Annotated in this window: 22 protein-coding genes; 17 read left to right on the plus strand and 5 right to left on the minus strand. The window is 44.9% G+C overall.

Annotated elements, in window-relative coordinates:
- Positions 1–130: 130 nt before the first annotated feature.
- A complete protein-coding gene (locus MHI06_RS03825; protein ID WP_169482963.1) occupies positions 131–769 on the minus strand; it encodes a tyrosine protein kinase in 639 nt (212 codons plus the stop codon).
- A gap of 456 nt (positions 770–1,225) precedes the next feature.
- Here MHI06_RS03825 and MHI06_RS03830 point away from each other — a divergent pair, with 456 nt between their 5' ends.
- The 11 genes from MHI06_RS03830 to MHI06_RS03880 all read left to right on the plus strand — a co-directional run bounded on the left by MHI06_RS03830 (position 1,226) and on the right by MHI06_RS03880 (position 11,540).
- On the plus strand, positions 1,226–1,516 hold the full coding sequence (locus tag MHI06_RS03830) for a YerC/YecD family TrpR-related protein (protein WP_017690665.1): 291 nt from the start codon (positions 1,226–1,228) through the stop codon (positions 1,514–1,516).
- Position 1,517: 1 nt separating this feature from the next.
- The gene (locus MHI06_RS03835) at positions 1,518–2,291 is read left to right on the plus strand and encodes a CbiX/SirB N-terminal domain-containing protein (protein ID WP_340400492.1); all 774 of its coding nucleotides are present in this window, start codon (positions 1,518–1,520) and stop codon (positions 2,289–2,291) included.
- A gap of 314 nt (positions 2,292–2,605) precedes the next feature.
- Positions 2,606–3,274, plus strand: a complete 669-nt coding sequence (locus MHI06_RS03840; protein ID WP_340400493.1) for an RraA family protein — start codon at positions 2,606–2,608, stop codon at positions 3,272–3,274.
- Positions 3,271–4,854: an ABC transporter substrate-binding protein gene (locus MHI06_RS03845; RefSeq protein WP_340400494.1), complete on the plus strand. Its 1,584-nt coding sequence runs from the start codon at positions 3,271–3,273 to the stop codon at positions 4,852–4,854. Before MHI06_RS03840 ends, MHI06_RS03845 begins: the two co-directional genes overlap by 4 nt.
- A gap of 143 nt (positions 4,855–4,997) precedes the next feature.
- Positions 4,998–5,807: a carbon-nitrogen hydrolase family protein gene (locus MHI06_RS03850; protein ID WP_340400495.1), complete on the plus strand. Its 810-nt coding sequence runs from the start codon at positions 4,998–5,000 to the stop codon at positions 5,805–5,807.
- 47 nt (positions 5,808–5,854) lie between these two features.
- Positions 5,855–6,787, plus strand: coding sequence for an ABC transporter permease (locus tag MHI06_RS03855; RefSeq protein WP_169482968.1), 933 nt, complete (start codon positions 5,855–5,857; stop codon positions 6,785–6,787).
- A 2-nt stretch (positions 6,788–6,789) separates the two neighbouring features.
- The gene (gene nikC / locus MHI06_RS03860) at positions 6,790–7,692 is read left to right on the plus strand and encodes a nickel transporter permease (protein ID WP_340400496.1); all 903 of its coding nucleotides are present in this window, start codon (positions 6,790–6,792) and stop codon (positions 7,690–7,692) included.
- A gap of 79 nt (positions 7,693–7,771) precedes the next feature.
- Complete coding sequence (locus MHI06_RS03865) at positions 7,772–8,749, plus strand: ABC transporter ATP-binding protein (protein ID WP_340400497.1); 978 nt, start codon at positions 7,772–7,774, stop codon at positions 8,747–8,749.
- Entirely contained in the window at positions 8,746–9,717 is a 972-nt protein-coding gene (locus MHI06_RS03870; protein WP_169482969.1) for a dipeptide ABC transporter ATP-binding protein, read from the plus strand. The genes MHI06_RS03865 and MHI06_RS03870 overlap by 4 nt, the downstream gene beginning before the upstream one ends.
- 67 nt (positions 9,718–9,784) lie before the next feature.
- On the plus strand, positions 9,785–10,528 hold the full coding sequence (locus MHI06_RS03875) for a creatininase family protein (protein WP_340400498.1): 744 nt from the start codon (positions 9,785–9,787) through the stop codon (positions 10,526–10,528).
- A 76-nt stretch (positions 10,529–10,604) separates the two neighbouring features.
- Positions 10,605–11,540: a dipeptidase gene (locus MHI06_RS03880; protein WP_340400499.1), complete on the plus strand. Its 936-nt coding sequence runs from the start codon at positions 10,605–10,607 to the stop codon at positions 11,538–11,540.
- Between the two features lie 80 nt (positions 11,541–11,620).
- Here the strand turns inward: MHI06_RS03880 and MHI06_RS03885 are convergent, their stop codons facing one another.
- Positions 11,621–12,187 (minus strand): TetR/AcrR family transcriptional regulator C-terminal domain-containing protein, encoded by a 567-nt coding sequence (locus MHI06_RS03885; protein WP_340400500.1) that lies wholly within the window; start codon positions 12,185–12,187, stop codon positions 11,621–11,623.
- 175 nt (positions 12,188–12,362) lie between these two features.
- Between MHI06_RS03885 and MHI06_RS03890 the strand changes: the two genes are divergently transcribed.
- Together MHI06_RS03890 and MHI06_RS03895 are read left to right on the plus strand one after the other, a co-directional pair.
- Complete coding sequence (locus tag MHI06_RS03890; protein ID WP_340400501.1) at positions 12,363–13,289, plus strand: 2-dehydropantoate 2-reductase N-terminal domain-containing protein; 927 nt, start codon at positions 12,363–12,365, stop codon at positions 13,287–13,289.
- 71 nt (positions 13,290–13,360) lie between these two features.
- The gene (locus MHI06_RS03895) at positions 13,361–13,777 is read left to right on the plus strand and encodes a DUF4395 domain-containing protein (RefSeq protein ID WP_340400502.1); all 417 of its coding nucleotides are present in this window, start codon (positions 13,361–13,363) and stop codon (positions 13,775–13,777) included.
- Positions 13,778–13,889: 112 nt separating this feature from the next.
- Here MHI06_RS03895 and MHI06_RS03900 read toward each other — a convergent pair whose 3' ends face one another.
- Positions 13,890–14,606, minus strand: a complete 717-nt coding sequence (locus MHI06_RS03900; protein WP_340400503.1) for an NPP1 family protein — start codon at positions 14,604–14,606, stop codon at positions 13,890–13,892.
- Positions 14,607–15,124: 518 nt separating this feature from the next.
- On the opposite strand from MHI06_RS03900, the gene MHI06_RS03905 reads away from it, so the two are divergent.
- Positions 15,125–16,006: a diacylglycerol kinase gene (locus tag MHI06_RS03905; RefSeq protein ID WP_017690659.1), complete on the plus strand. Its 882-nt coding sequence runs from the start codon at positions 15,125–15,127 to the stop codon at positions 16,004–16,006.
- A gap of 469 nt (positions 16,007–16,475) precedes the next feature.
- Positions 16,476–18,077, plus strand: a complete 1,602-nt coding sequence (gene rlmD / locus MHI06_RS03910; protein ID WP_340400504.1) for a 23S rRNA (uracil(1939)-C(5))-methyltransferase RlmD — start codon at positions 16,476–16,478, stop codon at positions 18,075–18,077.
- Between the two features lie 1,264 nt (positions 18,078–19,341).
- Here rlmD and MHI06_RS03915 read toward each other — a convergent pair.
- Together MHI06_RS03915 and MHI06_RS03920 are read right to left on the minus strand one after the other, a co-directional pair.
- On the minus strand, positions 19,342–19,842 hold the full coding sequence (locus MHI06_RS03915; protein ID WP_340400505.1) for a transposase: 501 nt from the start codon (positions 19,840–19,842) through the stop codon (positions 19,342–19,344).
- Positions 19,839–20,477: a transposase gene (locus tag MHI06_RS03920; protein ID WP_340400506.1), complete on the minus strand. Its 639-nt coding sequence runs from the start codon at positions 20,475–20,477 to the stop codon at positions 19,839–19,841. Before MHI06_RS03920 ends, MHI06_RS03915 begins: the two co-directional genes overlap by 4 nt.
- Positions 20,478–20,609: 132 nt before the next feature.
- Between MHI06_RS03920 and MHI06_RS03925 the strand changes: the two genes are divergently transcribed.
- Together MHI06_RS03925 and MHI06_RS03930 are read left to right on the plus strand one after the other, a co-directional pair.
- On the plus strand, positions 20,610–21,281 hold the full coding sequence (locus MHI06_RS03925) for a hypothetical protein (RefSeq protein WP_340400507.1): 672 nt from the start codon (positions 20,610–20,612) through the stop codon (positions 21,279–21,281).
- Positions 21,282–21,462: 181 nt separating this feature from the next.
- Entirely contained in the window at positions 21,463–24,297 is a 2,835-nt protein-coding gene (locus MHI06_RS03930; RefSeq protein ID WP_340400508.1) for a caspase family protein, read from the plus strand.
- Positions 24,298–24,308 lie beyond the last annotated feature (11 nt).

Here is a 24,308-nt window from a genome sequence, read left to right on the forward strand (position 1 = left end):
CCGCCTCCTTCAGTTACTATTCAGTATACCTCAAATTACAGGAATAAGAACATAAGTTCCTGAATTTTCTATGTATATTGAAGAAAAGAGTTAAGGCACCCACCTTCTATAAGGGGGTGCCTGGATGGTTTTAACCTTTGCGACTTTTGGGACGGCGCTTCGTGGAATTGGATTTGCGGCGGGTTGGCGTCGTATTGCGGCGACGTGGAACACTCGTTGGTTTGTTCCGACGCTTGCGTGTACGTTTCCGGGGCGGCGTGTATTCTTCATAGTCTGCATCAGCCGCGCTGTCATTCGTTTTTCCTTTTCCAAAAGGCAGAATGCCCATAACGAGCTTCATCATCGGAGCCATCTGCTGGATGCCGCCGACGACCTTCTGCATTTTGCCTATTCCACTCATGATTCCATCAATCCCGCCGAAGCGGTCGATCATTCCTTTTAACTCACCAATGTTGGCTAACGAAAAGCCGGAACCACCTGTTGAAGCAGGCGCCTGTACCGGAGCTGGGGGAACGACCTGGGCTCCACCTCCATAAAAGTTCCCGCCAGGGACACCTTGCCCATAGGGTACAATGGCTGATGCTTCGACTTCACCGAAGCCAGGGTAATGGGGCTCTACGCCAGGATACATCGGTTGGATCTGAGTTTCATTCAAAGACCGCGGAACCACACCGGGCGGCATATAGGCAGAAGTATGTGCCTGCCGATGAGCATGAGAAGACGGACGCTGCCCTTGTGCTGGCTGGCGGTGATAATAATGCTGTGGCATGAACGATCACGTTCCTTCTATGTTGGATTTCGGAATTGCGTTCCATGAGTTGCATGACAGATGAACATCATAGACCCTAGTGGAACTCCCTTTTGCTATACTGTATGTCATTAGCGGAGAGACGGCGTAGGCGGGTATCCCGGAAAACGGGATATTTGCGGATTTGGGCGCGTAGACATGCCGTGAGGTTTTCATACAGGAAAATGCAGTTTAGACACAAAATTGTAACATTTAGGTTGATTGAATTCCTACATAAGTAATCGGAAATATACAGGTGAAAACTGGGATATAGCGCTATAATTTCGCTAGTTGTGCGCGAGGAGAGGACAATAGTACCTTTTGTAAGCGGTAACATGTATTTTTATTCTGTAGTGCGTGAAATCGGTAACGCTTGAAATACCAACTCAGGGTGAGTACAATGTAGGTACACAGTAACCGCTAGGGGATGATGATGAAATGCAGCTGAAAAAGCTAAATGATAAAAGCATTGAACAACTATTTGAGGCTATTTTGACTTTAAAAGATATTGAAGAGTGTTATGTCTTCTTTGATGACCTCTGCACGGTAAACGAGATCCAATCCATGTCCCAGCGGCTGGAAGTGGCTCGTATGTTGGGCAAAGGCAATACGTATAACCAGATTGAAGCTGAGACGGGTGCGAGTACAGCCACGATTTCACGTGTCAAACGCTGCCTGAATTACGGCAATGATGGTTATAAAATGACGTTGGAACGCCTGGGACGCTAACATGAAGAAGCCGGGTGTACTCATCATCAGTCACGGTTCTCAGGAGCAGACCTGGGTGGAATCCGTCGATGACGCGATCTCCCGGTTGAATCTGCCCCTCCCGTTGCCGGTTGAAGCCGGATTTCTTGAGTTGGTGGAAGGACGCCTGATCCAGGACGGTATCGACCGACTGGAAGCGCAAGGCGTAACCGATATCTTAGTTGTACCTTTATTCGTTTCGTCCGGGAGTACACATGTGGATGAAATTGAATTTGCCATTGGTGCAAAGGAAGCACCTGAGCGGGAAACAGATCTGGAACCGTTCCAGGTCACAGCCCGGGTTCACTTTGGTTATCCAGTAGATAATGATCCGGATATTGCAGTGATGGTGTGGGACAAAGTCCGATCGCTCTCGCAGCAATCGGAGCAGGAAACGATTCTGCTGGTGGGACACGGTAGTATTCATGATGGATTTCGTGAGCGTTGGGAAGCGGGAATTGCCTCCCTTTCGGAGCGTGTGCAGGAAGTTAGTGGCGTAGCCTATACGGATTATGCATTGCTGAATCCAGAGAGTCTGTACGACAAAGTGAAGTATTGGAGCGAAGAGCGGGGGAACCGAGTCATTGTGGCGCCGCTGTTTTTGAGTGCCGGTTACTTCACGAGGAACGTAATCCCGGACCGGCTGAAGGAACTGGATTATGTGTACAGCGGTGAGACGCTGTTGCCACATCCATTGCTTGGGCAGTGGCTGGAGCGCCAGATCCAGATTTTGCTGGAGAGATGTAACAAAGCTTAGGCTTCCTTCTTGAATCGAACGCATTAGGTTAATTTTTTCATAAAACAATTAAACCACGTCCTTGGACGTGGTTTTTTTTGTGATGATTGAAGTAGTCTCAACCCTTGTTTATCCCTTGAATAATACCCTGTCGATAACACATTTTTACGACAAAGATCGATAGTTTTCGCCTATTCAACGATTGGAATTATCTATATGCTAATGCATTGACTGCCAAGGACAGGCAATGCTATTCTCTTCATTAAGTTTAAATCTTACTATTCTTATAAGATTTATTATTTACCATTTTAGTAAGCGGGGAGAGAATTCATCTTATGTATCGCATTGAGCCAAGAGTACAGGGGGTTACCGATGAGCTGCTAGAGCTTTATTCGGATATTAGTCCATCAACAATCGGACATATGACTGATTTTGGTTTTCTAAATGGCTTACAGCCACTGTTCCGTCCCATTCGATTGCTGGGAAATGCCGTCACTGTGCGCATTCCTCACCTTGACGCATCTGCAATCCGTCACGCTTTTGAGATTGCCCAGCCGAACGACATTATTGTTGTGGATATGTCAGGCGATGAGCAACGCGCTTGTTGGGGTGAATTTGTAACGTATGCAGCATTGGACAAAAAAATTGCCGGAGCGATTATATCTGGTTGTGTGACCGATGTTCGTCCGATTACAGAGCTGCGATTTCCCATTTACTCCAAAGGCATTAGTGCACTAACGACTCGTTCATTGCAGCTTGAGGGCGAAGTCAACACACCGGTGAGCGTCAGCGGCGTCAGTATTCAGCCCGGTGATCTGATCGTTGGTGATGATGATGGTGTCTTTGTCATTAATCCGCGGTACGCCAAGGAGATCGGGGTCATTGCTCAGGACAAACAGCGTAAGGAAGAACAACACCGACAGGAACTCGGATATGGGAAGCTCTTTACAGCCCATTCCACCGATCACGATGCAACAGACCATAAAGGGGGAACCACGAGATGAAAAAGAGACCTTTGATCCACAAGTTTAGCGGTATCCTGATTGCCTTATCACTGTTTGCCGTTGGCTGTGGCAACGGAGCTGATTCGAACACGAATGCCAATTCGTCTGCAAGCAATAGCAGTGGCTCAGCCGAGAACGCTTCGCTCAAGGATTTGACCATCGCATTAACGGGGGATGCCATTGGTTTCGATCCACATAACTCCACCGATTCCATCTCCAACTTTATTAATTATCAGATCTATGACCGCCTGGTTACATTCAATGACAAACTTGAGATTGTCCCACAACTGGCCGAAAGCTGGGAGACATCGGAAGATGGAAAAACGTGGACCTTCCAGCTGCGCCAAGATGTGACGTTCCAGGATGGAACACCCTTCAATGCGGAGGCAGTAAAAGTGAACTTCGACCGTCTGATCAATCCGGATAAGAAGCTTTCCCAATATGCAACGTTGGGGCAGTTCATTGAATCCGTCACCGCGTCGAGTGATTCCGAGGTCGTGTTCCAGTTAAAAGAGCCACAGGGCGCCTTTCTGAACAATATTGCAGTGACCTCTGGTGGTATTATTAGCTCCAAATCCATTCAGGAAAATGAGGAGGGTATTGCTAAAGAACCTGTAGGTACGGGCCCCTTCAAGCTGAAGAACTGGAGTTCAGGCAATGAGGTTGTGCTTGAAGCCAATGAGCAATATTGGGGTGGCAAACCTGATGTCAGTGGCATTACGTTCAAAACGGTCACTGAAAATGCTGCTCGTGTCATCATGCTTGAATCCGATGAAGCTGACATCATCGATAAAGTGCCAGCTACAGACATTGAACGCCTGTCCAATGATAGCAACTTTACGGTGAATACCCGTTCCACCAACCGTGTGGGATATATCGGCATTAACACGAAGAATGCACCATTTGATGATGTGAAGGTTCGCAATGCTCTTAATCTGGCGATCGACCGCGAAACGTTGGTCAAGAAACTGTATGAGGGACGTGTTGAAGTCGCCACTTCGTTTATTTCTAAAAATTCCTTTGGTTATGCGGACGTAGGTGCCTACGCTTACGATGTGGAAGCCGCGAAGAAGCTGCTGCAAGAAGCAGGTGTTGCGGAAGGAACACCACTGCGTATTATTCTGGCTGCCAACACGGTTCAGGATCGTCCTGCTGCGGAATTCGTTCAGAACAGCCTTCAACAACTGGGATTCAAAGCAGAGCTACAGGTGCTGGAACTTGCGTCTTATCTCGATGCACTCAAAAATCCAGATAGCTATGATCTGTTTGTTCGAGGCGCGTCTTCATATACTGGCGACGGGGATGCTCTGCTTAGGGATAGTTTTATCTCCACAAGCAAGTCCAATTATGCGTACTACAACAATCCCAAGGTAGATGAACTTATTCTTGCTGGTGGTCAAGCGCTGGATAAGGAAGAACGCCAAACTGCTTACAACGAGGCTCTGCAACTGATTAAAGCGGATGCGCCATGGATTCCACTGTACGAAGATAGCGTTCAAGTCGGTTATTCGAGCAAGGTTGAAGGCATTACATTCCTGCCTTCACTGTTATGGGATCTGCGTGGTGTGAAGTTCAAATAAGCAGAAGGGTGCCGTGCAGACGGCACCTTTACCCTATGTGAAGCAATGAATAAATGGGCGTATGAACGAATTAAAGTACCAATCTATGACTGAAATGAAGAGGATGTTTTGCAAAAAAACGAATGAGGAGTGTGAGTACAGCTATGACCTTTCAACTCGTTATGGCACAGTTCGGGTCGTCCAGCACCAAGCAGGAGAACCTGGATAAAGCGGAAAAAGCACTAGAGGAAGCAACGCGTATTCATCACGCAGATATCGTTGTTTTCCCGGAAGCCTTCATGAGTTTCTACCAAATCGGCACGCCGCGGGAACAGAAGCTGGAAGATGCAGAGCCGCTCGATGGGCATTTTGCCACAACGATGCGCGCGCTTGCCAAGCAATATGGTGTCTGGGTTGTATTCGGTACGCGGGAGACGACGGAGGATTCCAATGATGATCGGGTCTATAACACGGCTGTCATCATTGATTCCGATGGGGAGATCGTAAGCAGCTATCGTAAAACCCATCTATACGATGCTTTCGGAGCGAAGGAATCACGTGATATTAAACCGGGCACAGCATTGTTCGAGCCGATCGATACGCCTTTTGGCAAACTGGGATTGTTCGTATGTTATGAGCTGAGATTTCCGGAGATTGCTCGTTACCAAGCACTGCATGGTGCGGACATCATTCTGGTTCCATCCGGCTGGGTACGCGGACATGTCAAAGAGCAACATTGGGAAACACTCGTCACTGCACGAGCATTGGAAAATACCGCATATGTCGTTGCCGTGAACCAAATCAACGAGTTTTATATCGGGCAGAGCCTGATTGTTGACCCGATGGGGGTTGTCGTTGCACGTGGCGACGAGACGGAGACGTTAATTCCTTACCGCATTGACCTGGAGCGGGTTCGCGATGTTCGTGCCAAGCTCCCTTCCCATTTGCATAGACAAGCTCATTTGTACGGCTAACCGTCAGGATGGCCTGAACCGGGCAATCAGCCAGGAAGGAGCACAACGTGTTTAACTATATTCTGAAGCGATTGCTTCAAATGATACCTACCTTAATCGGTGTTTCTCTACTCTCGTTCGTCATCCTTCAGCTTGTTCCCGGTGATCCGGCAGAGCTGATTGCCGGGATGGATGCGAGTCCGGAGGAAGTTCAGATCATTCGGGAGCGGCTGGGCACGGACAAACCGCTGTATGAGCAATATGTGCAGTACAATCTGCAATTGCTGAAAGGTGATCTTGGCACGTCGATGCGTTCGGATAATCCGGTCCTTCAGGAAATTCTGGAGCGTTTTCCGAACACGGTCATTTTGACATTGCTTGCCACGCTTGTAACGGTTGTCATAGGCTTATTCACCGGGGTGATCGCTGCAACCAAGCCAGGTAGTGCGCGGGATCACGCTTCAATGGCCTTTTCGTTATTCGGCATATCGATGCCTGTGTTCTGGCTAGGCATTATTCTGATTCTTGTTTTCGCATATTATATTCCCATTCTGCCTTCCGGCGGCAGTAGTGAATTTAAGCATTTTATACTGCCTGCGCTTGTACTTGGCATATCCTCCGCTGCTGTACTTGCCCGCCTGACGCGATCCAGTATTCTTGAGGTGATCAATCAGGATTACATTCGGACAGCCAAAGCCAAGGGAGTACGCGAGTGGCTCATTATTTATAAGCATGCACTTAAAAATGCCTTCGTGCCTATCATTACCGTCATTGGAATGGAAATCGGCAATCTGCTGGGTGGAGCGGTGCTGACGGAAACGGTATTTTCGATGAACGGGCTGGGCAGATATATCATTCAATCGATTCAATTCCGGGATTACTCGGCTGTACAGGGGAGCATTCTGTTTGTTGCCTTAATCTTTGTCATTATTAACCTGCTCGTGGACCTGTGTTATGCCGCTGTAGATCCGAGAATACGCTATGACCGGAAGGAGGCATAACCGTGAGTGAACCTAAGGCTGTGCCCATATCCGTCCAGGTAAGTCCAGCAGCTGCACCCATCAGAAGTGGATTGTTAAGGCAGATTCTGAAAAGAGTAGGCAGCAATAAACGCTCGATGATTGGCCTATGGATCGTCACCTTGTTTATGTTGATCGCGATTCTGGCGCCATGGATTTCGCCATATGATCCACTGGAGCAAAATATGGATAAGCTGCTGCAGTCACCGTCTCTCAGTCATCCCTTAGGAACCGATGAGTATGGAAGAGACATGCTCTCGCGTATCTTCTACGGTTCACGTATTTCGTTGATGGTCGGTATGGTTGGTGTGGTTATCTCTGTTGTATTTGGCGTCGCACTCGGCACAATCGCCGGTTATTTTGGGGGCAGAATCGAAGCGCTGATTATGCGGATTACCGATATTTTTATGGCTTTTCCAGGCTTTTTGCTCGCACTGGCCATTGTTAGCGTTCTTGGACCCGGCATGATGAATCTGATGATTGCCATTGGCATATTCTCTGTTCCATCGTTCACCTGGATCTCGCGCAGTGCGGTGCTCTCCATTAAGAGCAAAGAGTATATTGAAGCTTCGAGATCCATGGGAGCGAAGCATAGCCGAATTATTTTCAAACATATTATTCCGAACAGTATCGCTCCAATCATCGTTCTATCCACGTTGCGGGTTGCAACGGCCATCCTGTCTGCGTCTGGACTGAGCTTTCTGGGGATGGGGGCTCAACCGCCTTCTCCGGAGTGGGGGACCATGCTGAGCACGGGCCGGGAATTCCTGCGAGCTGCACCTCATATCTCTATCGTGCCAGGTGTGGCGATTATGCTTGTTGTCCTGGGCTTCAATATGCTGGGAGATGGACTGCGCGATGCGCTTGATCCCAAGATGAAGGTATAGTTTGCTCCGCTTCACAAGGAATGGCAGCAGACAACAAGAGCGCAGCTTACTGTGCCGGAAATGACAAGGAGGGCTCGCGTTGAAACGCAAATTACTTGAAATGAAGGCACTCAAGACGTATTTTCACACAAGCGAGGGTATCATTCCTGCAGTAGACGGTGTCGATATTACGATCTATGAAGGAGAGACGGTTGGGATTGTTGGTGAGTCTGGTTCTGGCAAAAGTGTTACCTCGTTAACCGCCATGCGATTAACGCAAGGAAAGGTCGAAGGCTCCGTTACCTTCGACGGCAAAGACATTCTTGCCCTCTCGGAGAAGGAGATGCGAACCGTAAGAGGCAATGAAATGGCGATGATCTTCCAGGAACCGATGACTTCGCTCAATCCGGTGTTCACGATTGGAGACCAGATTCGGGAAGCGATTCGTAATCATCGGAAAGTCAGTCGATCCGAGACCAAAGAGAGAGCGATTGAGATGCTGCGCCTTGTCGGTATTCCACGCCCTGAGCAGATTCTGTATGAATACCCACATCGCTTGTCTGGTGGCATGAGGCAGAGGGTCATGATTGCCATGGCAATGGCCTGTAGCCCGAAGCTGCTCATTGCCGATGAGCCAACTACCGCGCTCGACGTTACCATTCAAGCGCAAATTTTGGAGCTTATGCAGCAGCTGAAGGCTAGCGAAGGGACTTCCATTTTGCTAATTACCCATGACCTCGGCGTTGTTGCGGAGATGTGTGACCGTGTAGCCGTGATGTATGGCGGTCAGATTGTTGAAGAGTGCGATGTACTGACACTATTTACGAATCCGAAACATCCCTATACACAGGGGCTGATCAAATCGATGCCAACACTCGACACCAATGAACGCAGGCTCTATTCCATCAAAGGTAGCGTTCCGCCGCCCGGCAGTTTGAGACAAGGCTGTCGCTTCAGCCCCCGCTGTGAATATGCGCAAGATATTTGTCATGAACAGCTACCACAGCTGGAGACGGTAGAGAACGGACACACAGCCAGATGCTGGCTTCATGCAGATGCGAAGGAGGCGATTCAATGAATGAGCCGCTGCTTGAGGTGAACAATCTGAAGAAGTATTTTCCGATCAAGAAAGGCGTTTTTAATCGTACGGTGGGACAAGTGAAGGCCGTAGACGGTCTGAAGTTTACTATTTTTAAAGGGGAGACACTGGGGCTCGTTGGAGAGAGTGGATGCGGCAAATCAACAACAGGTCGGACATTACTACAGCTCCTTCGTCCAACAGAAGGTGAAATTATCTATGAGGGACGAAATATGGTTGGACTGCCGCCGGAAGAGCTGCGCAAGATGCGGAAAGATATGCAGATGGTATTCCAGGACCCGTACGCCTCCCTCGATCCCCGCATGACTGTAGGCGAACTCATCGCCGAGCCTCTTGATATCCATCAGGCAGCAACGGGCAAAGAACGAGCGAGGCGTGTGGATGAGTTGTTGGAAATCGTCGGTTTAAGCAGCCGTCATGCAGACCGCTATGGTCATGAGTTTAGTGGGGGACAGCGACAGCGGATTGGCATTGCCAGGGCACTTGCTTTGAATCCGAAGCTTATCGTTGCCGACGAACCTGTATCCGCGCTGGATGTATCCATTCAATCACAGATTATTAATCTGCTTCAGGACTTGCAGGAGCAGTTCAAGCTAACCTACTTGTTCATCGCCCATGATCTGAGCGTAGTCAAACATATTAGCAGCCGTATTGGTGTAATGTATCTGGGCGGCATCGTTGAGCTTGCGGATAAAAAAGACTTGTTCGAAGCACCGTTGCATCCCTATACACAGGCGTTATTGTCCGCGGTACCTAGTCCGAACCCGCTGATCAAGAAGGAGCGAATTGTGCTACAAGGGGATGTACCCAGTCCAGCCAATCCGCCTTCCGGATGCAGTTTTCATACGCGTTGTCACGCGTGCATGGATGTTTGCCGGACGGATAAGCCGGAGTTGCAGGATGTGGGAGGTCGCTACGTCGCCTGTCATCTGTATGCCAAAGCATAAGCGAAGCATTTGAAGCCTTTGAAGGATTTATTTTATTCACATAACTATACCGACAGGAGAGATCACGATGACACAGAGCCGTAAACTTAGAGAGATTAGCTGGACGGTGTTCGAGGAATATAAAAAGCAAACGGAGCTTGTGATTATCCCCGTAGGCGCAATCGAGGTATATGGCCCTCATCTGCCCCTTGGCTCGGATGGCCTGCTTGCGGATCGGTTAGCCGAGTTGGTAGCCGAACGTGTCGGTGCTGTTATTGGACCATCGGTAGAAACTGGTGATTCCAATGTTCTGAATGATTTTCCCGGAACCATTACGATTCGTCCAGAAAGTCTGAAGGCGTATCTTGGCGATATCGTACATAGTGTGATTACATGGGGATTCAAACGTATCCTTTTCATCAATGGTCATGCCGGTAATGTCCCGGTGATTAATCAGATTGTTCATCAGCTTCGGGAGCAGCATGGTGACGTGCAGGCCGCGCAGATTGATTGCTGGCGATTCATCAAGGCACAGGATCATGGCATATCTGAATCCGGCAAATGGGCTAACGGTCACGCGGCGGAGATTGGCACCTCAGTTCTGCTGCATCTGCACCCTGAGCTCGTAAATCAGGATAAGATCGCAGATGAAGTGCCTTCCTATGAAGATTCTTTTCCAGAGATCGTGAAATATGGCCGCCTTTCGTCCATCTCCAAGTCTGGTGTGGTCGGTTCTCCGTCGCTTGCTACCGTGGAAAAAGGTGAGGCATTGGTTCAGCAATCAGTGGATCGCATTGTTCAATTTCTTCATGAGGTCTGGGACATCAAATGATGAAGGGCTGGAAGATCAGATGATGAAGGTATGGAGGGTCACAACATTATCATTGGTTTCGAGAGGAGCATAATCTGTGCACATTATAGATCTGCATTGTGATTCGCTGTTTAGAATATGGCTTGCCAAGGGTCAACTCTCCTTCCATGACGCACCTGAGCTGGAGACCAGCAAACAACGCCTGATCGAAGGTGGGGTTAAGGTGCAGGGATTCGCAGTGTTCGTGCCTCCCAATCTGAATGATACGGAGAAGTTTCAATCTGCGCTGGATCAGATCCACTATTTTTATGAGGAAGTGTTGGAGAAAAATCAGGACATCAAACACATCACCCGCTGGAGTGATATTGATCAGTTGCAGGAGCATGAGATCGGTGCCTTTCTTACACTGGAAGGTGTTGATCCTATCGGGAATGACCTCCATAAGCTGAGCATTCTGTATCGCCTTGGAGTCCGCTCGGTCGGCTTGACCTGGAACTATGCTAATCTTGCTGCGGATGGGGCTTTGGAGCCTAGAGGGGCAGGGTTGTCCGCATTTGGACGTAATATCGTTGAGTTTAACAATAAGCATAAAATCCTGACGGATGTCAGTCATTTGAACGAACGCGGTTTCTGGGATACCCTCGACATTGCCGATTATCTGATCGCGAGTCACTCCAATGCAAAAGCGGTATATGATCACCCTCGGAGCCTTAGCGACGAACAGGCCAAGGCACTCTTTGCTAAAGATGCTACGGTACATGTGGTCTATTTCCCTGAGTTTATCAAATCTGTTGCAGAGGGTAACGCTACGATCGCTGATCTGATCAAGCATATCGATCATTTTTGCTCCCTTGGAGGAGTAAGCCATATTGGTCTGGGTTCTGATTTTGACGGGATCACCAGCCATGTTGAGCAGCTTGAACATGCAGCCCAAAGCCAAAATCTGATTAATGAGTTGCTTAAACATTATTCGGAAGAGCAGGTGCGGGGCTTTGCCTATAATAACTTCCTGCGGCGTGTGAAATCACTGTAGGCTTGAGATTAAGTTGTAGGCGGGAGATTAGTGGACGTCCTCCACGCCTGCATAGACTAGTCTTTCAGGAGACAGGGTGTTCATTTTACCGCTAAGGCAGGCAGGCTCAGATGGAGTTCCAGCAACGCGATTAACTGGTCAACCATCTCTTCCGCAGAATAAGGCATGGCATTCATAATCCACCATTCCATCAGGCCAACGGCAGCAGAAGCAAGAAACTGTGTCGTTATCTCTTTATTCATGCCTCCTTGGACGCCGCATGCATTCATTTGTTCCTCAACGCCCTGAATCATAAGCATCATCAGCTTTGCTCGGAATGCAGGAATCCCTTCTTTGGTTAGAAGCGTGGTATAAGTGGATGCATGTTCTTCGAGATGGCGGAAGGTGCGGAGCAGGGCGTCCTTTGCAGTTAGTGGAGTCTGAAAATGATCATTCATGCAGGCTTCTACTAATTGTTGCAGATAGGTTTCAATGCAGCGGTCCAGCAGATCAAACTTGTCTGTATAATGCAAATAGATCGTTCCCCGGTTAACATTCGCTCGATCGGCAATGTCATTGATGGTCATTTGCTCGAAATCCCTTTCTGCCAGCAATCCCACAAAAGCCTCCATAATGGCCTTTCTTGTTTTTAGCACACGTCTGTCCATGGCGCCTCCTCTAATTTTTTATGATTATCAACAATAATGAGTATTTCGTTGATTATTGAACGAAAGCGGATATTTTAGCGATTGAAGCACGCCAGTTGCTTTGATACTCTTATTTTATCAACAAATGTTCATAAAGCAACGAATATTGATAAAATATGAAATAGAGGGATATCCAATGAAGATATTAGTGTATGGTGCAGGTGTTTTGGGCAGTCAACTGGCGCAAGTTCTGGTGCGTGGTGGCAATGATGTCACTATTCTGGCTCGAGGGAAGCGGGCAGAGGAGCTGGAGAAGGATGGAATCGTTATCCGGCATGTTTTCCAATTCAAAACGACAGTTGATCCGGTTCGGGTAGCCAGAACGTTGGAGGTGGATGACCAATATGATCTGATTTTTGTTGTAATGAAATACAACGATTTTCCTTCCGTGTTACCTATTCTGGCAGAGAATCAGACTAGCAATATTGTGATCGTGGGAAACAACGCAGATGCACGAAGCATGCAGACCTATCTGGAAGAGCATAGTCCAATGGGAAAACAGGTCGCGTTCGGATTCCATGTGAGTGGAGGTAGGCGTGAAAAGGACCGCATGTTATCCATCGGTGGAGGGAGCGCACAAATGGTGATTGGCAGTCTGGATGGTGAGATAGCCTTTAAACCTTTGCTGGATCAAGCTTTCGAACATGTGAAATACAAGTTGAATGTTCTAAGCGATATTGATGCCTGGCTGAAAAGCCATATCATCCCCATACTAATGCTTAATGCAGTGAGTTTTAATGAGCAGTATGAGTTGAAAAAACTGGATGGCAACAAGCGGCAACTTGTGCATATGATTGAGGCGATGGATGAGGGTATCAGCGTACTGGAGGCTATGGGTATATCGGTTATACCCGAGATTCAGGGCAGATTGATTCGTAAACATAAACGCGTGTTGTATCTATTATTGAAAATCTATAGCTTTCTTCCGATGCATAAACTCTTAGCTGGTGCTTTTGGTGAGATCGAAGCGTTAAGTGACGCATTCACGGATTGGAAAAAGACAACAGGCACCCCGACTCCCCATTGGGATGTATTGAAAAGAGATTTTACTCCCCTTAAATGAAGTGTTGCTCATTGCCCCAATACCGACTACAATAAAACCAACTAATAAAATGGGGATAAGGAGATATGCAGATGCGGGAAGTGCCTATGCGCTATGTGAAAGCGAATCAGGTTGGGATTGTATTGTTTGTTTTGCTCTCGTTTGTGTTCAATCCGCTGGTAGTTCTGGGCGTGCTGTGGATCATTCAGGTGGTTGGGCTAGCTTCCGGCGGCAAATTGAATCTGTTCGTCCAGATTGGCAAAGCCGTGCTGACTGGGAAAGGTACAGAGACGCAGGCGGTGGAGCTACAGCGATTCAACAATATTCTGGCCGTGCTCTTCCTATCTCTGGCACTCATCTCGTTTTCGCTCGGCTGGGTAGTCGCAGGTTATGTATTCTCGGTCATGCTTCTTGGGGCCGCAAGTGCAGCTTTGCTTGGTTATTGTGTAGGCTGCACCGTGTATTTCTGGTATAAACAGTTACGTGCAGGGAGAAAAATTGGATTTTGAGGTTGGCTGAAGAAGCGGTAAGAAGACAGGGCTGAAAAGGTAAGCTATCGATTCACGATAGCCTTATATGAAAATCCCCCTCAAGTGAGCTGTTCACTTGAAGGGGATTTTTTTATCTAAACCAGGCTTTATTTAAATTATTGGTGAAATTGTTATCGTTGAAAGGCACGTTGGCACTGCCAAAGTCCGTGGTGTTGAGCGCATTTCGTGCCGCAGAGGTCAGATCATCCCATCCGATTAAAGGCTGAGTTCCGCCAACAGCGCTGGTAACGCCAAGTTCATGGTTCAGCGGCCAGGTACTATTATAGGAGATCAACGGATGGTTACCTTGTGTATTGGAATTGCTCGGTGTGACTTTTGTAAACTGGCCGTGACCGGAATATGCGATAGAGAGGATTTTGGAATTGGCAGCTGCCGGATTGTCTACCCACACGACGATTCCTTCCCAATCATGACGATGACCGAGTCCAGTGGAGGGTGAGTCTTTGGGAAAATACCACGAATACATGATGGCCCATACCCCATTGTGCCAGGCGGAACGGGAATAGATCTGTCCTGTACTTGAGCTACAGTTTCCATTCGATGACCCGGAGGTATTCAAGCCAGCGCTGGTATTGCCCTGTTGATCCACTGCGGGGAAAGGTACGCATCCATGATAGACTTTCAGAAATGGCTGAAAACGCTTGGCTGCTTGCTGTGTTACAGTGACTGGTGTGACCTCCTGGAATCCGACAACCTGATCATGATTAATTTCTGCCGCTTCAACAATGGTGACCCAGGGAATACAGGCCATAAGCGAAATCATGAGCATTAACACGATTTTTTTCATTCACAGTTCTCCTTCACAGGTATGATGTGGTGCGGGGTTGGGGGTGCACTAAGACTATAGTGGAAAAAAGTTTGTTTTATTTATCTTTTCATCTTAAGATTTGTAAATTTGTAGCATATCTATGTCATAATAATATGAAAGTACCGAAGACTAATTCCTGCCCAAGCGGGCAGAATGGTTGATTAATGAGACTATTTTACAGAAAATCCAGTAGGACAGATTCAAGATAGGTGCGAGAGGTTTATTGGGTATTGGACGGAATAGTGGGTATGTATATGTTAAAATATACTTATATATTACAGGCTAGGACATCTTTACATTTGATGATATGATAGGAGTTAAAGGCTTTGGAATGAGACGGAATTCCTGATGCATAGATATAGGTAAGACGAAAGATTAGAGCAGCATTAACGGAAGTTCATATTTGTGTTAAAAATATGCCCTTTTGTGGACTCGTGTAACGTAAGAATATGAGGTCGTTCAGACTCATGGATAATGTGGAATAGGTGGCGTATGAGATGAAAAAAGCTCGCTTAATATATAATCCGACCTCAGGCCGGGAAGAAATGAAGAAACGTCTGGCTGATATTTTGCAGCGTTTGGATCAAGGTGGTATTGAAGCTTCATGTCACGCAACAACGGGTGAAGGTGACGCAACCCGGGAAGCTGAACTTGCGATTGAGCGCGGATATGACATGATTATTGCTGCTGGTGGCGATGGCACATTGTACGAAGTCATTAACGGTATGGCTGAGCGGGAGAATCGTCCTCCGCTGGGTGTGTTTCCGTTGGGAACGACGAATGATTTTGCACGTGCACTCGGCATTCCGAGACAGTGGGAAGATTACGTGGATCTGGTCATTAACCAGCAGCTTCGCCCGCTCGATCTGGGCAAAGCGAATGATAAGTATTTTATCAACATCGCCGGTGGCGGATCATTGACTGAACTGACCTATGAAGTACCAAGTCGTCTGAAAACGATGATTGGGCAACTGGCCTATTATATGAAGGGTATTGAGAAAATGGCGAGCCTGTCTCCTCAGGAGCTGATTATTCGCGCCGACGGTCAGGAAGAGATCCATGATGAATTCATGTTATTCCTCATCGCCAATACCAATTCGGTCGGGGGCTTTGAGAAGCTGGCTCCAGGTGCAACCATTGATGATGGTCTGTTCGATGTGATCGGTGTCCGCAAATGCAATCTGGCTGACATGATCCGCCTCGTAACACTCGCGCTACGTGGGGAGCATCTGAACGACAAAAAAGTGGTTCATTTCCAGACGAGTCATATGGAAGTTACGTCCCCGGGATATGTACAATTGAACCTCGATGGAGAGTTGGGCGGCACGCTGCCAGCTACATTTACGAATTTGCGTCATCATCTGATGTTGTATCGTTAAACTTGGCACTTGGCGGAGAATGTGATCGCTTGCGGAAAAGCAAAGATGCCTAAGTAGTGGTTGCACAGCATCGCACAAGAGTGATGAGGAGAGTTGGATACAGCTCTGCGCTAAGGCGTGATGGAAGTGTATTTACCAGTTGCTGTGTAAGGTGGGATCGCGTATAATCTCATGTGGTCACTATGCGTTGAGCTTAACGAACTCAGAAAGTCTTAATGTGGCGAAATCGCCGAAGATGTCAATCTAACGAATTTCAGCGGCGTTATTTTGGAGAAATTGACCGGAAAAGGTCGGAAAACACCATTCGAGGATGATATAACGTTTCTGAAGTTCATTAGAAATTCGGAACGTTATTTTTGATGTGAATAAGGTGTGCCAGGTTCGTTAGAATCAGGAACAAATGAAATAGAGCTTTCTCCCTCGCCTGCATAGGAAGGGTACTATATAAGAAGAAAGAAGTGAATGTACGTTGTCTAATACGAACCGCAGCGGTCGTGGAAAAAACCGCCGGAATTCGGCTGCCTCTCAGGGGCAAGGGAACGCTTCAGCGTCCCGTCAGCCAAGTCAATCATCTCGTCCATCTACACGTCAGCAAGGGAAAGAGGTGCGGCCACAAGGCGCATCTCTTTCTGCCGTTCGTCCAAAGGGGAGAGCGCGTGAATCTGCACCAATTGAAGGACTGCCCGTTAGCAAAAATGAAGAGACCGTCATCGACATCATTGGCATGAACCATGACGGTGAGGGTGTAGGTCGTGCGAATGGATACACGCTCTTCGTGCAGGGGGCGCTTCCGGGCGAAACCGTGCGTGTGCGCGTAATGAAAACCAAAAAGCAGTATGGCTACGCCAAGTTACTGGAGATCGTGAAAGCAAGCCCGGATCGAGTGTCCGCGCCTTGCCCGATCTACGATCAATGCGGCGGCTGCCAGATCCAGCATATGAGCTATGCTGGACAGCTTGCGTGGAAACGCCAGTTGGTGGTCGATAATTTGCAACGGATTGGCAAGTTGAACGTGATGGTGGAGGATGCAGAAGATGCGGAGCAGGGCATTCGTGTCCTGCCTACGATGGGTATGGACGAGCCATGGCGCTATCGGAATAAGGCACAGGTACCAATTGGAGCATCCGAGGGTGGTCTGGTAGGTGGATTTTACGCTAAAGGAAGCCATCGGATCATCGATATGGAGAGCTGCCTCATTCAGCATGAGCACAATGACGAAGTGGTTGCGAAGGTTAAGGAGATCGGCAGTCATTTTGGAATTAGCGCCTACAACGAAGAGACAGGTCGCGGCTTATTGCGCCATGTGGTTGTGAAGAAGGCATTCCGTACTGGCGAGATGATGCTTGTTCTGGTTACGAATGGTCGAGACATTCCGTACAAAGACGAATGGATTGGCAGTATCCGTGAAGCGATTCCGCATGTAGCGAGTATCTGCCAGAACGTGAACAAGAAACAGACCAACGTCATCTTTGGCGATGAGACGCGCGTCCTCTGGGGCCGTGATGTAATCTATGATTATATCGGTGATGTACAGTTTGCGATCTCGGCCCGTTCATTCTATCAGGTGAATCCGGTGCAGACGGAAGTGCTGTATGGCAAAACGGTAGAGTACGCAGGGCTGAGCGGCAAAGAGACGGTGATTGATGCCTATTGCGGCATCGGTACGATCTCTCTTTTCCTAGCGCAACATGCGGATCAGGTGTATGGGGTAGAAATCGTGCCTGAAGCGATTGAAGATGCTCGCAGTAATGCGATGTTGAATGAGATGAAGAACGTCAAGTTTGAAGTCGGCGCTTCCGAGGACGTGATCCCACGTTGGAAAGAACAAGGCATCGAAGCCGATGTGATCGTTGTCGATCCACCGCGCAAGGGCTGTGATCCACGTTTGCTGGAAACGATTCTGGAGATGAAGCCGGAGCGCGTGGTGTACGTGAGTTGTAATCCGAGCACGTTGGCACGTGATCTTCGTGTTCTGGAGGATGGCGGTTATCGCACGGTTGAGGTCACGCCGGTGGACATGTTCCCGCATACGGTGCATGTGGAGTCGGTGGCGATGTTGGTAAGAAGCTAATGTGAACATCCCAAAAAGTCGATCTAAAGCCTAAAAAGTCGTATCACAAAGCCGAGCGAAACTCAGGTATCCAATCCTGTTTTCCTCGGCTTTTTCTTTTGGAGCAGGGGGAGGTCAAGGGAGAGAGCATAGGAGAAAGGGAAGTTCTTAAACTTAACCGAATCCCTTTTTCTATCAAGCCTTTTTCTCAATATCTTCCTCCAATATTCACTCCGATTTCTCTTCCCCTAATCTCTGTTTTTTCCTGCTCTCCCCTATCTTTCCCCCTGCTTTTTAAGTCGATTTTATTTACTTTTCCCCACCATTTTTCTCCGGTTTGCCCCTGATATTACTCCGATTTGTAAGACGACTTTATTTACTCGTGCTGAAATAGGGGAGTAAGGGCGAGAGGCGTTCAAGCCGAGTGGGGCAAGGGTTTGGAGTGATTTGGTGGGGGAGGGTGGCGTAACACGACTTTTTAATGAATGCACAACATTTACCTGTCAAATTATGAAATATAGCCCGAAGCTTCTTGAGTCTAGCCTATATTAGTTTGCTTAACTGTTACTGCTTAGGTCTCTCTAAAATCGAGAATAGTCTTTCTGTTTTTAAAGAATTGATTGCCAAGTGCTGAAGAAACAAATAAAGTTAGAGTTACAGAGAGCAGACGAGGAGTGAGAGCATGAAGCTAACCCTGCAACAAGTTAAATAAGATATGCAAAGGAGATCAGGAATTTGCAGTCTACTTCTATGCGTTCTTTCTGTTGTGGATTGTTAAGCCAAGTGAATCAAAAAGTTAGAAGAACGTGTAAACGAGCGCGAATGTCAGCTCTGTCAAAATAGCAACAACAGCAGTCCCCTTCAACTGATGGCCTGCGTAAACCTACAAATCTTCGTCAGTCGGGCGGGAAAAAAGAAGCGCCTAAAGGCGATGATGGACCTACCCTCCGATCCTTGGACTCCCTGATGGAATTGTCCTCCATCAAGTCACGATGTGTAAGAGTTGCCCATATTTGCTTGGAACGGTAACGGTTGAGAGATAAGTGAAACGTTAAGTGTTCAACTTGCCGCCTCTCGTATAAAATCGCAGTCTCTAAACCCGATTTGATGTAGCGAAGAAGCAGTAATTTGATACATTGATCCAATTCTATTAATTTGAAATTAACTTAATATACTGTACTTGCCAATAATCGCTTCAAATATTTGTAAGTAAAAAGAGCTGACAGTATCCCTATGCCACTCTGAGTCGTTTTTTAATTTGGTCTACTGTAGCTCCGCTTTGTGCTTAGTTGTAAATATATTCAATTAAGTCGCACTTTTTCTGGAGGCGGTAGTGATGTAAACCCTCGATCAAGTTTCCATGGCTATCATGGCTGCAACATAGTACAGCAAACATAAGCAGGGTCAGGTAACGGTCAATGGCTTGAGTCGATCGAATCTGGTAGCGATTCATGGCCAGATGGACTTTCGCAGTTCGAAAATGCGTTTCTATCGCCCATCGTTTACTGTAGTAACGCAGAATTTCTTCATTACACAGGGAAACATCCGTACTCAGAAAAGCTCTCATTTGCTTGGGATCAAAGCCATCTCCTTCTTTCCAACATAGGAGCAATACAGCATTCTCCATGAGATTGAGCTTCCCTTCATAGCGATATACCCGGTAAGCGGAGGCGCCGATGGTCACTAGATCGGTATCCGATTTCGAGATGTAGGAAGTGAAGCTTTTGAGCGACTGCCGGATGCCTTGAGGATAGAAAATACGGTTGGTTTTTAAACCACTAATCACATGAAAGCCACGCTCCGCACTCTTTTAAGCACTGAAGCAGGCGGATACCAGGCGTCCATGAGGACGTAGGTTGAGCACATCGACATGGGGACAGCCTGAATCATTTCACAAGCCAAATCGATTTTACTTTTTCCTTTCGGATCGTACCGCTCTGTAGCAAAGGGAAACACCTGATCCTCGAAACGAAGCAACGTTTGAACCAACGCATGCCCGTAGACATGCTGCCCCTTGAGATGAGAATGTTGAAACGAGGCGCCTTCAATCATGTGCGTAGCCTGTGACGAGGGCTTGGTTTTTTCATACACGGTGTCATCCAGGATGACAAAAATAGGACTGCGATCTCGCTGAGCACACGCCTTGATCTGCTGAAAAGCAACACGTTGAGTGATGCGTTTCAGGTAAGACGTGTTCCAATTTCCGTGAGCTAAGAAATGACTCAGGGTTCTGCGGTCTCGTTCTTGTAGGCTTTCTCGGTGAATATCGGTTAAAGTACCTGTAAATCCATTCGAAAGCATACCATCTACGAAGTACTTGATGTGTTGAAGCACAGGCTTGGAGAAATAAAGTGGAAGTTTCCACTCATTTAACCGATTGTTCCAATGATTTTCATGTGATAAAGTAGACGTAAGAGACATATCTTGTTCTCCTCTGCGTGGGGTGGTTGGTGGTACTTCTATTTTACGCAGAGAGTCAAGTGTGTCTCTTTTTACATTTCATGGAACTGATTTTGAGCAAGTACAGTTAATATAGAAAGGATTGAAAGATATATGTTAAATATTGATAAAATCATTAGAACTGAGCTAAGCTTATCTGAGTTTCTCACCAATTTTATTAATCAAAAGCTGACTATTTATGAAGAAGTTCATCTTGAGATTAGCGAGATTTTTGAAGGTTCAGATTATTGCAAAGCAATATATCTACCTGAATCTAACATTATTTTCTCTAAATCTCATGAAGAGCAAGAGATTTTAGATACTAGAATAGCACACGAACTAATACATCTTTCAATGCGAAATGAAGGGTATGATGAGTTGTTACAGCAAGATGATCTTTCAACAAGCTTAGCAAACTTACTGGACCATATTATTATATATAGAAGACTTAATGGGAATGGATTTAATATTTCTGAAGATTTTGAAATGGTTTACAATACTTGGGAAGTACATAGTTTGAATTTTATTGATCTGTTGAAACAAGGTGATGATGCAAGGTCTTATGTTATTATTACTATGATAAATGACCTCGTTAGAATGAGTGGTATCAATGATACATACAGTGCTCTTATTCCAACTAATCTTAATGAAGCCTATATGATAGCTCAAACTATATATGATAATGTAAAAGAAGCTGATACACCTGATCTAATAGATGATGCAAAAAAATTTATTGAACTTTCGTTGCAAATTGAACCTCCTACGGTTTGGAAAAGGTTTTTTTAATAGAATACTCTTTTGTGTGCTGTGTATATGATTTGCACATTACTTTTGAAAGGGTTATCGTTGGTGAGCAAAAAAAAGTGAGAGATGTTCAACAATGATTCATAGCTTCTGCTCTTCTGGAGCATGCGAAATGTTGTGATTTTAGGGACGATAAATTGAATACTAGAAATGAGGTAATGATTTGCTAAGACCAACAATACTACTGGTGGGACAATCTGAATCAGGGAAATCAAAATTTATAAGTCAATTTATACATAATGACCTGAAGGGTTTCTTGCCAATTAGAAGAGAAGGACAAACCACAAGAGTTTCAACAGTGTACTCAATAAAACCATATAGTTCAGAAAAGGTTGAATATTCTATTAATTTTGCCAGTGCATTAAGTGTCAAACAAATTTTTGAAGAAAAATTTGTTCGTTCGATAAAGAAAATTATGCAAGAGGCAAATGAAATACCTAATCTTGCTTCTGAAGATTATGTTCAAAATTATGATTATAATAAAATAGATCGTAAATATACTGAAGTAGAGGAAGAAAAAAAGATTTTCTTTTCTGAATTAGAGAAAGATGCTAATAAATTATTTGATTTGAGTACAATTCTGGATAATATTCCAGGTGGAGATATGCGTGATTTAATCTATAGTTCTTACATGAACGAAGGAATCGAATATGCATTGAATGTTATGATAAAAAAATTATATGACGAATATATTTCAAGTTTTTTGGGGTCTGAATTTATAGAATTAGTAGTTAATAAAGAGATGGATCTGACTCTTTTTAGTAATAAAGAACTTAGGAGACTTAAGGATATTGAACCATATATCCAATCAATTGAATTTAAAATACCTGCAAGTAGTGATTATGCAGAATTGCTCTTCAATGATAATCGAGATGGGATTGTTTTAATAGATACAGTTGGGACAGATCACACAGGGATTGATAGTGTTGATAGTATTTTTGGTGTTTATGAATATAATAAATATATTCCTGACATGATTGCGTTCATAAATGATGTTAATAAGTTTCGAAGTAAAGAAAATGGTATGAAAAGTATTTTCAGTAAAATAATAAAAGAAAATAAGTTGAATAATTTTTTGTTAGTGAACACAAAACTAGATAAAGAATTATGTAAGGATGATATATTCATTGACTTAAGAGAAAATAAAAATAAAAACAAAGACATTCCAATTGAAACAAATAATCTGGAAAAGTTTATGATTAACGAACAAAAGTTTATTACTCAAGTTCAAGAAGACATAAAAGGTGGGTTAGAATTAGCTATTGATGATTACTTTGAGTCTTCAGGAATGAAGGAGAATATTTCAGGAAATGTAAAAAAAGAGCTCATAATTGAAAAAATAATGATAAAAGCAATATGTAATTCCATTTATCTCTCTAACCCGGAAACTGATAAAAGGTTTCATCGAGGAACAATTGATGAAGAGGATGTTGAGTTACTAAACTCTCTTAGTAATTATAAGTTAAATGATGAAATAGTGAAATTTATTAATACATCATTTGAGAATTATGTGCTGTTGCAAAATGCAAATAACGTTTATCTGAAGATAATTGATGAAAAACTTCCTCTATTATCAGTGAAAAGTGAAACGGATTTAGAAAAATTCGCGGAAAGTATCATAGAATATTTTATTTCTCAATATGAAAATTTGCAATTTCCTTATTTCAATTCAATGAGGGCACTTAGTAATGGCTTTAGTAGAAAAACTTTCACCGCAGATAGTAGTTATTTCAGATTGTGTTTTCCTAATTCCTTTTTTATTGATACTATACATAAATTTATAGTGGATAACAAAAGGCTGGATTTCCTCACTATCAATTATGAGATTGATAGTAATCGTATCAATAGAGATGATATGATATTTGAAAACATTGATCCTATACTTTCCGAGAAGCTTCCAGCCAGTTTTGACTATTATTTTTTTGTGAATAATATATGGGAGGAACTAAAAAAAGAGTTGGTAGAACTAAAACAGTATGATTTCCCGAAAAGGGTTGATCAGAATTGGAATACAAGTAAAAAAGAAGAAATGAAATTAATATTTTTTAATTATTATAAAGAGAACAATATATCAGAATACATTGGGGACGTCAAACTTTCTGATAATAGATGGGATTTAATGGGCGACCTTATAGGATATCAAATTAAGTATATCTTAACTAAAAATAGAAAAATATTTAATGAAAAAATTGTTTATTATATTAAAGATGCAATAGATAAACTTCATGCAAAAGTCGGAATTGACATAAAAATATCTGATAAAGATACGAATCAAGGAGAAAATCTTGAAATTAAAATAAAAGGAAGAAATTCAAGGTTGGCATACGTCATTGGAATTAGTGAGTATACTGATTGGTCCAAATTAAATAATCCTAGGAATGATGTAGAATCTATGAAGAATGTTTTAGAGAAATCCGGGTTCGATGTTAAAACTTTCAAGGACTTGAATTTTAAAGATTTTAATCAGGTTATTTATGAATTTGGTCATGATTTAAAGAACTATGATACTGGGTTACTTTATTATGCGGGCCACGGGGTAGAAATAAGCGGGGAGAATTATTTAATTCCGACTAATGCTGAAATAAGTTCTATTACGAGAATAAGTCAAACTTCAATTAATATCTCTAGACTCTTTGAACAAATGATGGATGACAATAGTTATACTTATTTAGTCATCTTAGATGCATGTAGAACAAAATTCTCTCTTTCTGAAAGTAGGGGGGTAATAGAGTCAGGACTGTCTAATATCATGCCACCGAAAGGTACATTTATTTCCTTTTCTACTAGTCCAAATTCTACTGCAAGTGATGGCGTAGGGGATAATGGTCTATTCACAAAAGTACTAACTGAGTGCATGGTTGAAGAAGGAATAAAAATTGAAGAGTTATTCAAAAAGGTTAGGACTGAGGTTCTTATGATTTCTAAAGGAAAACAAATGCCATGGGAACATTCTTCACTAATAGGTGATTTTTACTTTGTGGAATCTAAAAGGGAATGATGTAGGAAACC

The sequence above is a fragment of the Paenibacillus sp. FSL H8-0079 genome, assembly GCF_037991315.1.
GTDB lineage: Bacteria > Bacillota > Bacilli > Paenibacillales > Paenibacillaceae > Paenibacillus.

Excerpts from the sequence above, each read along its gene's own strand:
- MHI06_RS03845 (WP_340400494.1), top strand. The coding sequence starts at position 3,271 with ATGAAAAAGAGACCTTTGATCCACAAGTTTAGCGGTATCCTGATTGCC.
- MHI06_RS03895 (WP_340400502.1), top strand. The coding sequence starts at position 13,361 with ATGCGGGAAGTGCCTATGCGCTATGTGAAAGCGAATCAGGTTGGGATT.
- MHI06_RS03925 (WP_340400507.1), top strand. The coding sequence starts at position 20,610 with ATGTTAAATATTGATAAAATCATTAGAACTGAGCTAAGCTTATCTGAG.
- MHI06_RS03870 (WP_169482969.1), top strand. The coding sequence starts at position 8,746 with ATGAATGAGCCGCTGCTTGAGGTGAACAATCTGAAGAAGTATTTTCCG.
- MHI06_RS03835 (WP_340400492.1), top strand. The coding sequence starts at position 1,518 with ATGAAGAAGCCGGGTGTACTCATCATCAGTCACGGTTCTCAGGAGCAG.
- MHI06_RS03905 (WP_017690659.1), top strand. The coding sequence starts at position 15,125 with ATGAAAAAAGCTCGCTTAATATATAATCCGACCTCAGGCCGGGAAGAA.
- MHI06_RS03825 (WP_169482963.1), bottom strand. The coding sequence starts at position 769 with ATGCCACAGCATTATTATCACCGCCAGCCAGCACAAGGGCAGCGTCCG.
- MHI06_RS03840 (WP_340400493.1), top strand. The coding sequence starts at position 2,606 with ATGTATCGCATTGAGCCAAGAGTACAGGGGGTTACCGATGAGCTGCTA.
- MHI06_RS03900 (WP_340400503.1), bottom strand. The coding sequence starts at position 14,606 with ATGAAAAAAATCGTGTTAATGCTCATGATTTCGCTTATGGCCTGTATT.
- MHI06_RS03885 (WP_340400500.1), bottom strand. The coding sequence starts at position 12,187 with ATGGACAGACGTGTGCTAAAAACAAGAAAGGCCATTATGGAGGCTTTT.
- MHI06_RS03890 (WP_340400501.1), top strand. The coding sequence starts at position 12,363 with ATGAAGATATTAGTGTATGGTGCAGGTGTTTTGGGCAGTCAACTGGCG.
- MHI06_RS03850 (WP_340400495.1), top strand. The coding sequence starts at position 4,998 with ATGACCTTTCAACTCGTTATGGCACAGTTCGGGTCGTCCAGCACCAAG.
- MHI06_RS03830 (WP_017690665.1), top strand. The coding sequence starts at position 1,226 with ATGCAGCTGAAAAAGCTAAATGATAAAAGCATTGAACAACTATTTGAG.
- MHI06_RS03920 (WP_340400506.1), bottom strand. The coding sequence starts at position 20,477 with ATGTCTCTTACGTCTACTTTATCACATGAAAATCATTGGAACAATCGG.
- MHI06_RS03875 (WP_340400498.1), top strand. The coding sequence starts at position 9,785 with ATGACACAGAGCCGTAAACTTAGAGAGATTAGCTGGACGGTGTTCGAG.